General features: G+C 62.5%; 15 protein-coding genes. 4 read left to right on the top strand and 11 right to left on the bottom strand.

The genetic code is table 11. From position 1 onward, the window contains the following. Window positions 1-174 precede the first annotated feature (174 nt). Complete coding sequence (locus NKH60_RS28265; protein WP_352874202.1) at window positions 175-1,098, top strand: PfkB family carbohydrate kinase; 924 nt, start codon at window positions 175-177, stop codon at window positions 1,096-1,098. A 34-nt stretch (window positions 1,099-1,132) separates the two neighbouring features. Here the strand turns inward: NKH60_RS28265 and NKH60_RS28260 are convergent, their stop codons facing one another. Then, window positions 1,133-1,456 carry a TfoX/Sxy family protein gene (locus NKH60_RS28260; protein WP_352541445.1) on the bottom strand — a complete coding sequence of 108 codons (324 nt, stop codon included), beginning with the start codon at window positions 1,454-1,456 and terminating at the stop codon, window positions 1,133-1,135. 90 nt (window positions 1,457-1,546) lie between these two features. Here NKH60_RS28260 and NKH60_RS28255 point away from each other — a divergent pair, with 90 nt between their 5' ends. Continuing rightward, a complete protein-coding gene (locus NKH60_RS28255) occupies window positions 1,547-2,044 on the top strand; it encodes a GFA family protein (RefSeq protein ID WP_352541446.1) in 498 nt (165 codons plus the stop codon). A 143-nt stretch (window positions 2,045-2,187) separates the two neighbouring features. Here NKH60_RS28255 and sufA read toward each other — a convergent pair whose 3' ends face one another. From sufA to NKH60_RS28215, 8 genes are all read right to left on the bottom strand, one after another. Then, window positions 2,188-2,568 (bottom strand): Fe-S cluster assembly scaffold SufA, encoded by a 381-nt coding sequence (gene sufA / locus NKH60_RS28250; protein ID WP_006206001.1) that lies wholly within the window; start codon window positions 2,566-2,568, stop codon window positions 2,188-2,190. Between the two features lie 111 nt (window positions 2,569-2,679). After that, window positions 2,680-3,072 (bottom strand): SUF system Fe-S cluster assembly protein, encoded by a 393-nt coding sequence (locus tag NKH60_RS28245; protein ID WP_352474719.1) that lies wholly within the window; start codon window positions 3,070-3,072, stop codon window positions 2,680-2,682. Window positions 3,073-3,077: 5 nt separating this feature from the next. Beyond that, window positions 3,078-4,319 (bottom strand): cysteine desulfurase, encoded by a 1,242-nt coding sequence (locus tag NKH60_RS28240; RefSeq protein ID WP_352836331.1) that lies wholly within the window; start codon window positions 4,317-4,319, stop codon window positions 3,078-3,080. 179 nt (window positions 4,320-4,498) lie between these two features. Next, window positions 4,499-5,767, bottom strand: coding sequence for a Fe-S cluster assembly protein SufD (gene sufD, locus NKH60_RS28235; protein ID WP_352836334.1), 1,269 nt, complete (start codon window positions 5,765-5,767; stop codon window positions 4,499-4,501). A 43-nt stretch (window positions 5,768-5,810) separates the two neighbouring features. Beyond that, the gene (sufC, locus tag NKH60_RS28230; RefSeq protein ID WP_023674687.1) at window positions 5,811-6,566 is read right to left on the bottom strand and encodes a Fe-S cluster assembly ATPase SufC; all 756 of its coding nucleotides are present in this window, start codon (window positions 6,564-6,566) and stop codon (window positions 5,811-5,813) included. Further along, window positions 6,566-6,832, bottom strand: a complete 267-nt coding sequence (locus NKH60_RS28225) for a hypothetical protein (RefSeq protein ID WP_352836337.1) — start codon at window positions 6,830-6,832, stop codon at window positions 6,566-6,568. Before NKH60_RS28225 ends, sufC begins: the two co-directional genes overlap by 1 nt. A 19-nt stretch (window positions 6,833-6,851) precedes the next feature. Further along, window positions 6,852-8,369, bottom strand: a complete 1,518-nt coding sequence (gene sufB, locus NKH60_RS28220) for a Fe-S cluster assembly protein SufB (protein WP_023674685.1) — start codon at window positions 8,367-8,369, stop codon at window positions 6,852-6,854. Between the two features lie 188 nt (window positions 8,370-8,557). Continuing rightward, window positions 8,558-9,736: a cysteine desulfurase family protein gene (locus tag NKH60_RS28215; RefSeq protein WP_352836340.1), complete on the bottom strand. Its 1,179-nt coding sequence runs from the start codon at window positions 9,734-9,736 to the stop codon at window positions 8,558-8,560. Between the two features lie 255 nt (window positions 9,737-9,991). On the opposite strand from NKH60_RS28215, the gene NKH60_RS28210 reads away from it, so the two are divergent. Then, the gene (locus tag NKH60_RS28210; RefSeq protein WP_023674683.1) at window positions 9,992-10,666 is read left to right on the top strand and encodes an alpha/beta hydrolase; all 675 of its coding nucleotides are present in this window, start codon (window positions 9,992-9,994) and stop codon (window positions 10,664-10,666) included. A gap of 6 nt (window positions 10,667-10,672) precedes the next feature. Continuing rightward, window positions 10,673-11,323, top strand: a complete 651-nt coding sequence (locus NKH60_RS28205; protein WP_352836343.1) for an FMN-binding negative transcriptional regulator — start codon at window positions 10,673-10,675, stop codon at window positions 11,321-11,323. A gap of 42 nt (window positions 11,324-11,365) precedes the next feature. Here NKH60_RS28205 and NKH60_RS28200 read toward each other — a convergent pair whose 3' ends face one another. Together NKH60_RS28200 and NKH60_RS28195 are read right to left on the bottom strand one after the other, a co-directional pair. Further along, entirely contained in the window at window positions 11,366-11,698 is a 333-nt protein-coding gene (locus tag NKH60_RS28200) for a lipid-A-disaccharide synthase N-terminal domain-containing protein (RefSeq protein ID WP_023674681.1), read from the bottom strand. Further along, window positions 11,691-12,419: a glycosyltransferase family 2 protein gene (locus NKH60_RS28195; RefSeq protein ID WP_352766841.1), complete on the bottom strand. Its 729-nt coding sequence runs from the start codon at window positions 12,417-12,419 to the stop codon at window positions 11,691-11,693. Before NKH60_RS28195 ends, NKH60_RS28200 begins: the two co-directional genes overlap by 8 nt. Between the last annotated feature and the right edge of the window lie 407 nt (window positions 12,420-12,826).

The raw sequence follows: 12,826 nt of genomic DNA, 5'->3' as shown, positions 1-12,826 counted from the left end.
AAAATAACGTATATCGCTATTTGTTCTATTTTTGTTTCGCAATTATTGCTTCCGATGTGTCTCGCCTCGCATACGGCGCCGTTGCCGTCACCAACCGAATCGGACCCGCGATTGCGGGGTTCCGCCCGGCGACCTAGTCTCCCCCGGGCAACAGCTAAAGGGCATTTTGACGGCATGATCAAATCCTCAACGATCCTGGCCGTGGGCGGCGCCTATATCGAGCGGCGCGGCCGGGTTGCCGGCGCCTTCGTGCCAGCAGCGTCTAATCCGGGCACGATGCGCGAGCATGTCGGCGGCGCCGTCTTCAACGCCTTGCGCTGTGCCGTGCGCCGCGGCGTCTCGGCCTCGCTGCTTTCGGTGCGCGGCGGCGATGCCCTTGGCGACACGGTTTTACGCGCCGTCACCGAGGCCGGCATTGCCGACCTGTCGGCGGTGTTCCTCGACCGCGCGACGCCAAGCCATACGATGCTGATCGACAGCGACGGCGGGCTGATCGCCGGCCTTGCCGACATGGTGCTCTACGAACTGGCGCTTCCCAAGCAGATCCGCCGTGCCAAGGTGCGGGAAGCGATCGGTTCGGCCGACGCGGTGCTGTGCGACGCCAACCTGCCGTCGACCGCGCTGGAGCGGCTGGCGGCACTCGCCGCCGGCAAGCCGGTGTTTGCGCTTGCGGTCTCGCCCAACAAAGCGGCGCGGCTGACGCCGGTGCTCGACCGTCTGGCGATGGCCTTCATGAACCGGCGCGAGGCCGGCGTGCTCGCCGGCGTCCAAATCGATCAAGGCATCGTCGACGGCCTGAGACGCGCCGGGCTGAAAAGCGGCGTGATCACCGCCGGCGACGAACCAGTGCTCGGTTTGGACGAATTGGGCGCGTTCTCGATCTCGCCACCGCCGCTGCAAAAGCGGACCGATGCTGCCGGCGCCGGCGACGCATTGGCAGGCGCCACGATCGCTGCCCTGCTGCGCGGCCTGACGCTGCGCGCGGCACTGCGCGAAGGCATTGCCGCAGCTATGCTCGTCGTCGAGAGTGCCGCCTTCACCAGCGCTGGCTTTGCCGAGGCGCTGGCGCTCGTGCCCGAGGCGCGGGACCTGGCATGAAGTGCGGCCCGGAATTGCCGAAGCATGACGCAGCCTATTTGCCGGCGCGCCGTGCTGCCTCGTAGGCGCGGCGCGACCAGATCGCCATCTCGTCGGGATCGTCGAACGCGCTGTCGGGAACGCTCCAATAGGGCATCGACACGAGCTTGCCGTGGCGCGAGCCGGTATAGGTCCATTGCCGGCAGCCGGCCGCTTCGAAATCCGGGGCGCTTTCGGCGTCGGCCTTCAGCATCAATTCGCCACCGATGACGATGGCGACGATGACGCCGTCGAAATAGATGCCCTTGCCGCCGAACAGCTTGCGGATGCTGACCGGGCCGAGGCCTTCGAAAAGCTCTTCTATGCGCTCGTTGTCCATGCGGCGATCATGTCACCCGGATTTCCCCTTGTCATCGCCGCAACCGGCGCCATCCTGACAAAGTGCAAATCACTTTCGTCGGAGTTTCTCATGCCGCTTCTGCTCAAAGGGTCCTGCCGGTGCAATGCCGTGCGTTTCGAGGTGGAAAGCCACACGCCGGTGCCGTTCATGCTGTGCTACTGCTCGATCTGCCGCAAGCAGCAGGGCGGCGGCGGTTTTGCCATCAATCTCGGCGCCGATTACCAGACGCTGAAAATCCAGGGCAAGCGCCATCTCGGCGTCTACCGCGCCGAGATCGAGGACGACGAGCACCCGCAACGCGAGATCTCGACCGGCGAGCGGAACTTCTGCACGAAATGCGGGACGGCACTCTGGCTCTACGATCCGACCTGGCCGGAGCTGGTGCATCCGTTTGCCTCGGCGATCGACACCGACCTGCCAAAGCCGCCGGAGAAGGTGCATCTGATGCTGAAATACAAGGCGAACTGGGTCGAGCCGGATATCGGCAAGGGCGACAAGGTTTTCGATGTCTACCCGGAGGAGTCGATCGCAGACTGGCACAAGCGAACGGGGATGTGGGTGGATTAGCGTTCTTCTCCCCGTCGCTATACGGGGAGAAGATGCCGGCAGGCAGATGTGGGGCGGCGCAAACATTGCGAACGCCGGCTCGGCCCCTCATCCGGCCCTTCGGGCCACCTTCTCCCCGTATAGTGACGGGGAGAACGAAAACCTCAGGCCGAAGCGCGCGCCTCGGCCAGTGCCTTCAGATCAGCCGGCTTCAATTCGACCGATTCGCCGCAGCCGCAGGCCGAGCTCTGGTTCGGATTGCGGAAGGTGAAGCCGGTTCGCAGTGTCGTCTGCTCGAAATCCATCTCGGTGCCGAACAGGAAAAGTGCCGCCTCCGGCGCGACATAGACATGGGCGCCATCGCGCTCGATATGGTCGTCCTTGGTGTTCGGCTCGGTCACCAGATCGACCGTATATTCCATGCCGGCGCAGCCGCCCTTCTTGATGCCAAGGCGAATGCCATGCGCATTCTCACGGGTCGCGACGATCTCGCGCACCCGGTCGGCAGCCTTTTCGGTCATCGTGATGACGGCGAAGCGTCCCATGTCTTTCCTTCTCCATTCTTTGCAGGTTCAAGGCCTGCCGAATGATTCCTCACCTAAAATGGTGAAGTTTTGTACCCGGCGCAAGTGCGCCAGCCTCTGTCTGGTCGGATGCTAATACCAGCCCACCGCCACCTGTGCCTCTTCCGACATGCGGTCGGGCGACCAGGGGGGATCGAAGGTCATGTTGACCTCGACGCCGGAAACGCCTTCGACGGCGCCGACGGCATTTTCGACCCAACCCGGCATTTCGCCGGCCACCGGGCAGCCGGGCGCGGTCAGCGTCATGTCGATCTTGACCGAGCGGTCGTCCTCGATGTCGATCTTGTAGACCAGGCCGAGCTCGTAGATGTCGGCCGGGATTTCCGGGTCGTAGACCGTCTTCAGCGCCGAGACGATGTCGTCGGTCAGCCGCGCCAATTCGTCGGCGGGGATTGTCGATCCGGAAACCGCCGCATTGGTCGTCGCTTCCGAATTGGTCTCGGCGGTGTGGCTGGCATCATCCATGATCGTCACCCGAAGAATTTTCGCGCTTTTTCCAGCGCATCGGCCAAAGCATCGACTTCGGCCCTGGTATTATACATGCCGAACGACGCCCTGCATGTGGATGTTACGCCGAAGCGTTTCAACAGCGGCTGGGCGCAATGCGTGCCGGCGCGGACCGCCACTCCCTGCCGGTCGATGACCATCGACACGTCATGGGCGTGGATGCCCTGCAGCTCGAACGAGATGATGGCGCCCTTGCCGGGCGCATCGCCGAAGATGCGCAGCGAGTTGATGGCGCGCAACCGCTGATGCGCATAGTCCTTCAGATCGGCCTCGTGCGCGGCGATGCGCTCGCGGCCGATCTTTTCCATGTATTCGAGCGCGGCACCAAGCCCGATTGCCTGCACGATCGGCGGCGTGCCGGCCTCGAAACGGTGCGGCGGGTCGTTGTAGGTGACGATGTCTTGCGTCACCTCCTCGATCATCTCGCCGCCGCCCATGAACGGGCGCATGCGCTCCAGAATATCCTTCTTGCCGTAGAGCACGCCGATGCCCGACGGGCCATAGACCTTGTGGCCGGTGAAGACGAAGAAATCGCAGTCGAGATCCTGCACGTCGATCGGCATATGCACGGCGCTCTGGCTGCCGTCGACCAGCACCGGAATGCCGCGGGCATGCGCGATGCGCACAATCTCCTTGATCGGCGTCACCGTGCCCAGCGCGTTCGACATATGGGTGATGGCAACCAGCCTGGTGCGGTTGGTCAGCCGCTTCTCGAACTCCTCGATGTGAAAGGCGCCGAGATCGTCGACCGGCACCCAGACCAGCTTGGCGCCCTGCCGCTCGCGGATGAAATGCCACGGCACGATGTTGGAATGGTGCTCCATGATCGACAGCACGATCTCGTCGCCCTCGCCGATGTTCGGCATGCCGAAACCATAAGCAACCGTGTTGATCGCCGCCGTGGTGTTGGAGGTGAAGACGATATTGTCGGTGCTCGGCGCATTCAGAAATCTCTGCACTATCTTGCGCGCGTTCTCATAGGCGTCGGTCGCGGCATTCGACAGGAAATGCAGGCCGCGATGGACGTTGGCATATTCCTGGGAATAGGCGTGCTGGATGGCGTCGAGCACCGCCTGCGGTTTCTGCGCCGAGGCGCCATTGTCGAGATAGACCAGCGGTTTGCCGTAGACTTGCCGCGACAGGATCGGGAAGTCGCGGCGGATCGCCTCGACGTCGTAGGGGATGTTTTCGACTTTCTGGTCCATTACAAGCTCTCTCGAGGCACCGCCTCATTCCGTCCAGCACCCCTCATCCGACCGAGCTTCGCTCGGCCACCTTCTCCCACAAGGGGAGAAGGAAGAGCGCCTCTCCTTCTCCCCTTGTGGGAGAAGGTGGCGCCGAAGGCGACGGATGAGGGGTGTTGGCACCAACCCCTCGGTCACCTCTACCCGTGCGTCAAAAACCAATCGTCGAGCCGTGCTTCCAGCGCCTCGACGATGGCCTCGTCGTCCAGTTCCTCGATCACCTCGGCGACGAAGGCCTTGACCAGCAGGCCGCGCGCGGTCTTCTCGTCGATGCCGCGCGCCATCAGGTAGAACAGATGGCTGTGGTCGATCTCGGTGACGGTCGCGCCATGGCCGCAGACGACGTCGTCGGCGAAGATTTCGAGCTCCGGCTTGGTCGAGAACTCGCCGTCGTCCGACAGAAGCAGCGTGTTGCAGGCCATCTTGGCGTTGGTCTTCTGCGCATATTGGTGGACGTTGATGCGGCCCTGGAAGACGCCGCGCGCCTTGCCGGTCACCACGTTGCGGATGACTTCGGTCGAGGCTGTGTGCGGTACGGCGTGGTCGAGCACCATGGTGACGTCGGTATGGGTGTCGCCGGCGAGCAGATTGATGCCGCGCAAGGTGAATTCGGCGCCCTCGCCGGTCGTCTTCACAACGACCTCCTGGCGGACAAGCTTGCCGCCGGCATTCATGACGAACAGCGTCAGTTTCGAATTCTTGCCGAGATGCGCCTTGAACTGGGCGAGATGCGTCGCCGTATCCGGATGCTCCTGCACGATGAGCCATGTCACTTCGGCGCCCTCGCCAAGCACAAGCTGGCTGACCGAACTGACCAGCGCCGCCCCCTCGCCTGCCTGGCGCTCGACGACGACAGCCTTGGCGCCGGCGCCGACACGGACGGCCAGGCGTACATGCGTCTGTCCACCGGCCTGCAAATTCTGCAATTCGATCGGCTTTTCCAGTTGGGCACCGTCGGCGATGTCGACGAAATAGCCGTCGGCGACAAAGGCAGTGTTGAGCGCGCCGATGGCATCGTCGGCGCCATAGGAATCTAACCCCGGAGCGATGCTGCCGTCGGTCAGCTTCTCCGACAGGCGCTGCACCGTGACGCCCTCGACAACAGCCCATTTCGCGCTCGAAACGCCGTTCAGCACCGGTAAAACGCTGGAGCCTTCGACGATCGGCGCAATGGCTTTCGCGACCGCTGCCGGATCGAAGTCCGGCACCGAGGTCAGCAGCCGGCGCAGGTCCGTATAGTGCCAGGATTCGATGCGCCGCGTCGGCAGGCCGCTCTTGATCGCCTCGATGGCGTCGTCGCGCTTTAGCATCACCGCGCCGTCGCCGGGCAGCAGCGACAGCCGCTCGCCAAAGGCGTCGATCAGCGCCGTTTCGGCTAATGTCCGCTGGGGTGTCGTGTGCATATTCATCAGTATCGCCTTGTTTGGCTTGCCTTCCGGGCCCGCTTGCATCTCACGCGGCTTGCCCGATCACGCCGGCATAGCCATTGGCCTCGAGGTCGAGCGCCAGCGACTTGTCGCCCGACTTGATCACCTGGCCCCTGTAGAGCACGTGCACCGTATCCGGGACGATGTATTGGAGCAGGCGCTGGTAGTGGGTTATGACGACAATGGCCCTATCCGGCGAGCGCAGCGTGTTGACGCCGTCCGCGACGATCTTCAGCGCATCGATATCGAGTCCGGAATCGGTCTCGTCGAGGACACACAGCTTCGGCTCGAGCAGCTTCATCTGCAGGATCTCGGCACGCTTCTTCTCGCCGCCGGAGAAGCCGACATTGAGCGGCCGCTTCAGCATCGCCATGTCCATGTTGAGCGAGGCGGCCGCTTCCTTCACGCGCTTGAGGAATTCCGGGATTTTCAGCGGCTCCTGGCCACGCGCCTTGCGCTGCTCGTTCATCGCAACCTTCAAAAATTCCATCGTCGCCACGCCCGGTATCTCCATCGGATACTGGAAGGCGAGAAAGATGCCGGCGGTAGCGCGCTCGGCCGGATCCATTTCGAGGATCGACTGGCCGTTGTAGAGGATATCGCCCTCGGTGACCTCATAATCCTCGCGCCCGGCGAGGATATAGGACAGCGTCGATTTTCCCGAGCCGTTCGGCCCCATGATGGCGGCAACCTCGCCAGCCCTGACCGTCAGGTTCAGGCCGCGGATGATCTCGGTGCCGTCATCGACGATACGGGCATGGAGGTTTCTGATTTCAAGCATTATTTTCCACTTTCTTGTTCGCGGTGCCCGGCCTGCGACGGAACTTTTCTAAAAGCTCGAAAAGGGCGTACAAACTTGCTGGTGACCAACATCCAGCCAAAAAACCCAGCCGCGCTTAAGCCTGCAATCGAACCACCAATAGTTTTTGTCGAACTCAAGCCAAACACTGCGCCTATCAACACCATCACAGCACCACCAACAGCCAATGTCAGCAAGAGCATCAGAACGGCAAATATCAAGCCTTCTATCCGCTTGAACAAATCCATGATCGCCGTTCCAGTTAACTCACCCAACACTCCCCTCAAGACTAATCCCGATCAGCTTCTGCGCTTCGACCGCGAATTCCATCGGCAGTTGCTGGATGACGTCCTTGACGAAGCCGTTGACGATCAGCGCAATCGCCTCTTCCTCCGGGATGCCGCGCTGCATGACGTAGAACTTCTGGTCCTCGGAAATTTTCGAGGTTGTAGCCTCATGCTCGAACTGCGCCGTCGAGTTCTTGGCTTCCATGTAGGGGACGGTATGCGCGCCGCACTGGTCGCCGATCAGCAGGGAGTCGCAATTGGTGAAGTTGCGGGCGTTGGTCGCCTTGCGGTGGGCCGAGACCTGGCCGCGATAGGTGTTCTGCGAGAAGCCGGCGGCGATGCCCTTGGAGATGATGCGGCTCGACGTGTTCTTGCCCAAATGGATCATCTTGGTGCCGCTGTCGACCTGCTGATAGCCGTTGGAGACGGCGATCGAATAGAACTCGCCGCTGGAATCGTCGCCGCGCAGGATGCAGCTCGGATATTTCCAGGTGATGGCCGAACCGGTCTCGACCTGTGTCCACGAAATCTTCGAGCGATGGCCGCGGCAGTCGCCGCGCTTGGTGACGAAATTATAGATGCCGCCCTTGCCTTCGGCGTCGCCGGGATACCAGTTCTGCACCGTCGAATATTTGATCTCGGCATCGTCGAGCGCGATCAGTTCGACCACCGCGGCGTGAAGCTGGTTCTCGTCGCGCTGCGGCGCCGTGCAGCCTTCGAGATAGGAGACGTAAGCCCCCTCCTCGGCGATGATCAGCGTGCGCTCAAACTGGCCGGTATTCTTCTCGTTCATGCGGAAATAGGTCGACAATTCCATCGGGCAGCGCACGCCCTTGGGCACGAAGACGAACGAACCGTCGGTGAACACGGCCGAATTCAGCGTTGCGTAGAAATTGTCGGAGGTCGGCACGACAGAACCGAGATATTTCTTCACCAGTTCCGGATGCTCGCGGATGGCTTCCGAGATCGAGCAGAAGATGACGCCGGCCTGCGCCAGTTCCTTCTTGAAAGTGGTGACGACAGAGACGGAATCGAACACCGCATCGACGGCGACGCGGCCCGACTTGTAGACGTTGTCGCTGGCTTCCTCGAGCTCCGACGCATCGGTCTTCTGCACGCCGGCGAGGATTTCCTGTTCCCTGAGCGGAATGCCGAGCTTCTCATAGACCTTCAGCAGTTCGGGATCGACCTCGCTGAGCGAAGTCGGCCCCGGCGTGCTCTTGGGCGCGGCGTAATAATGGAGGTCCTGGAAATCGATTTTGGGATAGTGGACGCGCGCCCATTTCGGCTCGTCCAGCGTCAGCCAGCGGCGATAGGCTTCCAGGCGCCATTCCAGCATCCAGGACGGCTCGTCCTTCTTCGCCGAAATGAAGCGGATAATGTCTTCGCTCAGGCCTTTGGGGGCCTTGTCCATCGCGATTTCGGTCTGGAATCCGTATTTATACTGGTCGACATCGATCTTTCGAACTCGATCGATCGTCTCCTGCACAGCAGGCATCAGCGTTCTCCATCCACGCCGGGGTCAAGGCCCGGCAGTTTTCAAACTATGGCACCGCAAACGAGCACCCATCAGGCACCCGAGGCGGCGTACGTTTCATATAGTGCGTTCATGCCGGAAATTCACCCGGCCAAATTCGAACGCACGGCTCTACCAGGCCGCAAGGCCCAAACGTTCCGTTGCCGCGCTCAGGCGGCCTTTTCGCTGTTTGCCTTTTCCTTACCGGCTTGGCGCGCGACGATCGTCGCCAGCGCCGAACGAAACAGCTCAATGTCTTCAGCGCTGGTCGCGTGGCCGATGGACACGCGCAACGCGCCGAGGCCGTCACCGTAACCCATGGCTTTCAGCACGTGACTCGGCCCGACTTTGCCCGACGAACAGGCCGATCCGGCCGACAGCGCCACACCGGCCAGGTCGAAGGCAATCTGCGCCGTCTCGGCCTTGATGCCGGCAATAGCGAAGAATGTCGTATTGGCAAGCCTTGGCGCGCCGGTCCCGAAGATTTCGGCGTCCGAAACAAGCGTTTTCACGATCGCCTCGATTTCGTCGCGACGCTGCCGCACCGTTTCGATCGTTTGCAAGCCGGCAGACGCCTCTCGCGCCGCCGCGCCAAACCCGGCAATCGCCGCCAGGTTTTCGGTGCCGCCGCGATGGCCTTTTTCCTGGCCACCGCCGCTGACCAGCGGCTTTGGCATCATCAGGTCCGACGCCGCGACAATGGCGCCGACGCCCTTTGAGCCGCCGATCTTGTGCGACGAGAGAATCAGATAGTCTGCGTAACCCGCTGACATATCGAGCGGAATGCGGCCGGCCGCCTGCACGGCATCGACCACCAGGATGCCACCCGCCGCCTTGACGATTTCGGCAATGCGGCCAACCGGCTGGATCACGCCGGTCTCGTTGTTGGCGGCGTGTATCGCCACCAGCGGCAAGCCTTCGGCCTTGTCATGCTGGGCGAGAGCCTCGGCCAAAACGTCGAGCCTGACGACGCCGTCGGCGTCGACGCCGATCCGCATTACCTGCCCCGTGGGGAAACGCCCGCCGTGCAGCAGGCAAGGATGATCGGCCTCAGACACATAGAGCCGGCTCATACGGACAGCGCCGCGCCCCATTTGCCAGTCCGGCGTCAGCAGCGTCGAGGCCGCTTCCGTCGCGCCGGAGTTGAATACGACATGCTCGGCCCTGGCGTTGACCAGTCGCGCCACGTCGCGCCTGGCGTCCTCGATCAGCCGCCGTGCAGCGCGGCCCTCGGCATGAACCGAGGACGGGTTGGCGGCAACGTCGAGCGCAGCCACCACCGCCGCGCGCGCCGAGGCAAGCAGCGGCGCGCTGGCGTTGTAGTCGAGGTAGGCGCGTGCTCCGGCCATTTCTGTCCAACTGGTCCCTTCAAAAGCCGTTCCGCGAAGATAGCGCGTTATTTCCTTGAAATTGCAAGGCAAGACGTCCTATTTACGCGGCTTGCGGCGCGGGTGGCCGAGCCACAATTTTTGGCCGCCCAGTTTTGAACAATTCTAAACTAGCTTCTAGAAAGACGCTCGCCCTGCGTCAAGGCCTAGGGAAGACTGGGGCCAGAGGAAGAGTTGTTCCGGGCGCCGCGCAATTTATGCCAAGTGGAGTATTTCATGCCTGAGGTCATTTTCACCGGTCCGGCCGGCCGCCTGGAGGGTCGTTATCAGCCCTCGAAGGAAAAGAGCGCGCCGATTGCCATCGTCCTGCACCCGCACCCCCAGTTCGGCGGGACGATGAACAACAAGATCGTCTACGACCTCTTCTACATGTTCCAGAAGCGCAATTTCACCACGCTGCGCTTCAATTTCCGCGGCATCGGCCGCAGCCAGGGCGAGTTCGACCACGGCACCGGCGAATTGTCCGACGCCGCCGCGGCGCTCGACTGGGTGCAGTCGCTGCATCCGGATTCCAAGAGCTGCTGGGTTGCCGGCTATTCGTTCGGCTCGTGGATCGGCATGCAGCTTCTGATGCGCCGGCCGGAGATCGAGGGCTTCATCTCGGTCGCGCCGCAGCCCAATACCTATGATTTCTCGTTCCTGGCGCCATGCCCGTCGTCCGGCCTGATCATCCACGGCGACGCCGACAAGGTCGCGCCGCCCAAGGACGTGCAGGGCCTGGTCGACAAGCTGCACACGCAAAAGGGCATTACCATCACCCAGAAGACCCTGCCCGGCGCCAACCATTTCTTTGCCAACCATGCGGAGCTTCTGATCGAGGAATGCGCGGACTATCTAGATCGCCGGCTGGCTGGGGAACTGTCCGACCCACGGCCGAAGCGGCTGAGATAATCGGCGATGTACCAACCGCCTCACTTCCAGGAAACACGGCCGGACGTCCTGCACGGGCTGATCCGGGCGCATCCGCTTGGCCTGCTGGTGTCGAACGGCGTCGAGGGGCCGGTCGCCAACGCGATTCCCTTTCTTCTAGACGCGGATGTGCCACCGAACGGCAGGCTGCGCGCCCATTTGGCCAAAGCCAATCCGCAATGGCGGCTTTTGGCCGACAATCCCCTGGCGCCGGTACTGGTCGTCTTCCAGGGCGCCGATGCCTATGTGACGCCGTCCTGGTACGAGACCAAGCGTGAAACCGGCAAGGTGGTACCGACCTGGAACTACGCCATCGTCCAGGTGCGCGGCAGCGTCACGGTGATCGAAGACCAGGATTGGCTGGCCGAGCAGATTTCCGATCTGACGATGTCGCAGGAGGGCAGCCGCTCGGCGCCGTGGGCGGTGACCGACGCGCCGGCACCCTTCATCCAGTCGCAGATCAAAGGCATCGTCGGCCTGGAGATCGAAATCACCGAAATCAGCGGCAAATGGAAAGTCAGCCAGAACCGCCCGGCCGCCGACCGCGTCGGTGTCGCCGAGGGGCTCGAGAGCGAGACTGCCGATTCGGCCGACATGGTCCGGCTGGTAAGGTCTTACGGCGGGCTGGACGGCAAGTAATCCGGATTGCTTGCTCGACCGGTTCAGGCCGCGGTGGCGGGCTCAATCGACCTTGGTCATCGCCGCCTTGCGCTCGTTGGCGATCAGCCAGAGATTGCGGATGTAGATCAACAGGCCCATGGCCTGGCCGGCGATGAACACCGGATCCTGACGCTGGATGGCGTAGATCAGCAGCAGGCCGCCGCCGAACAGCGAAAAGAACCAGAAGGCGATCGGCACGACGCTGCGCTTGGCCTTTTCCGACGCCACCCACTGCACCAGAAAGCGCATGGTGAAGAAGAACTGGGCGACGAAGCCGAGCAGAACCCAGGCATCGAATTGCTTGACGAAAACATCGTGAAGCCAGGTCGCCAATTCCTGAAGCACGTTACCCATGCCTGATTTCCTCTACTTTGGGCATTCTGCGGCGCCTGCGGCGCAGCCACCAGACGCCGGCAAGATCGAGCACGCCCTGCAGGCCGCGATCGAAGATGCCGTAATTCGATTTGCCGTGACGGCGGGAGCGGTCGACGACATCGCAATGGACGACGCGGTAGCCCTCCTGGATGACCAGCGCCGGAACAAAGCGGTGGGTGCCGTCGAAGAACGGCAATTTCCGCAAAATGTCGGTGTAGATCGCCTTGAGGCCGCAGCCGGTATCCCGCGTCTCGTCGTGCAGGATGGCTTTTCTCAGCCCGTTGGCGAAACGCGACGCCAGTTGCTTGATCTTGCTGTCGCGGCGCTTCAGACGCTGTCCCTGCGCGGCCCCGACTTCGGGACCAGCCTGCCGCAGCGCGTCGATCAACACTGGGATATAACAGGGGTCGTTCTGGCCGTCGCCGTCGATGGTGGCGACGATATCGCCGCGCGCCGCCCAGGCGCCTGAGCGCACCGAGAGCGACTGGCCGGCGGATTTTTCATGCCTGAGATGGCGCAGCGGAAACCGGCGAAGCGCTGCCTCTGCGGCAAGCACCGAAGGTGTATCGTCTGTCGAGCCGTCGTCGACGACAATGACCTCGAAGTCCCGCCCGGCCATGGCAGTGCCGATCTCGTCGAGCAGAAGCGGCAGGTTCGCCGCCTCGTTCCGGCAAGGAATGACGATGGATATCTCCGGCATCTCGACTCTGTCACAGGATATGGCATTCGATCGATGCCGCGCGGTCCAGTGGAAGAGCCCCGCTGGCGCGGCGCCTCATTACGCCAGCCGAAACAATGACGCAAGCAGGCCGCACGCTTGGGGTTCTCCCTTCTCCCCTTGTGGGAGAAGGTGGCCGCGCGAAGCGCGGTCGGATGAGGGGTGTTCCAGCTTGGCAACGACGGCACTCCGTCCAACACCCCTCAACCGTCTTGGCGCTGCGCGCCAATCCACCTTCTCCCACAAGGAGGGCTTTGCATGAAGGGTGTGCTTAACCTGATTGGCCTACTGGGCGTCTTTTGAGGGCGTCTAAGGCCTCGCCCTGTCGCCCTGGCGCGGCATCGACCGGCATCATTGGCCCGATCGGCTCGATTTTGGACGCACTCCTC

This window comes from Mesorhizobium sp. M1006 (assembly GCF_040318825.1).
Lineage (GTDB): Bacteria > Pseudomonadota > Alphaproteobacteria > Rhizobiales > Rhizobiaceae > Mesorhizobium.
This window is presented reverse-complemented; position numbering and strand designations above follow the sequence as displayed.

Excerpts from the sequence above, each read along its gene's own strand:
- NKH60_RS28240 (WP_352836331.1), bottom strand. The coding sequence starts at position 4,319 with ATGGACCAGAAAGTCGAAAACATCCCCTACGACGTCGAGGCGATCCGC.
- NKH60_RS28260 (WP_352541445.1), bottom strand. The coding sequence starts at position 1,456 with ATGGACAACGAGCGCATAGAAGAGCTTTTCGAAGGCCTCGGCCCGGTC.
- NKH60_RS28215 (WP_352836340.1), bottom strand. The coding sequence starts at position 9,736 with ATGGCCGGAGCACGCGCCTACCTCGACTACAACGCCAGCGCGCCGCTG.
- sufA (WP_006206001.1), bottom strand. The coding sequence starts at position 2,568 with ATGGGACGCTTCGCCGTCATCACGATGACCGAAAAGGCTGCCGACCGG.
- NKH60_RS28265 (WP_352874202.1), top strand. The coding sequence starts at position 175 with ATGATCAAATCCTCAACGATCCTGGCCGTGGGCGGCGCCTATATCGAG.
- sufC (WP_023674687.1), bottom strand. The coding sequence starts at position 6,566 with ATGCTTGAAATCAGAAACCTCCATGCCCGTATCGTCGATGACGGCACC.
- sufD (WP_352836334.1), bottom strand. The coding sequence starts at position 5,767 with ATGAATATGCACACGACACCCCAGCGGACATTAGCCGAAACGGCGCTG.
- NKH60_RS28195 (WP_352766841.1), bottom strand. The coding sequence starts at position 12,419 with ATGCCGGAGATATCCATCGTCATTCCTTGCCGGAACGAGGCGGCGAAC.
- NKH60_RS28205 (WP_352836343.1), top strand. The coding sequence starts at position 10,673 with ATGTACCAACCGCCTCACTTCCAGGAAACACGGCCGGACGTCCTGCAC.
- NKH60_RS28245 (WP_352474719.1), bottom strand. The coding sequence starts at position 3,072 with ATGGATGATGCCAGCCACACCGCCGAGACCAATTCGGAAGCGACGACC.
- NKH60_RS28255 (WP_352541446.1), top strand. The coding sequence starts at position 1,547 with ATGCCGCTTCTGCTCAAAGGGTCCTGCCGGTGCAATGCCGTGCGTTTC.
- NKH60_RS28225 (WP_352836337.1), bottom strand. The coding sequence starts at position 6,832 with ATGGATTTGTTCAAGCGGATAGAAGGCTTGATATTTGCCGTTCTGATG.
- sufB (WP_023674685.1), bottom strand. The coding sequence starts at position 8,369 with ATGCCTGCTGTGCAGGAGACGATCGATCGAGTTCGAAAGATCGATGTC.
- NKH60_RS28200 (WP_023674681.1), bottom strand. The coding sequence starts at position 11,698 with ATGGGTAACGTGCTTCAGGAATTGGCGACCTGGCTTCACGATGTTTTC.
- NKH60_RS28210 (WP_023674683.1), top strand. The coding sequence starts at position 9,992 with ATGCCTGAGGTCATTTTCACCGGTCCGGCCGGCCGCCTGGAGGGTCGT.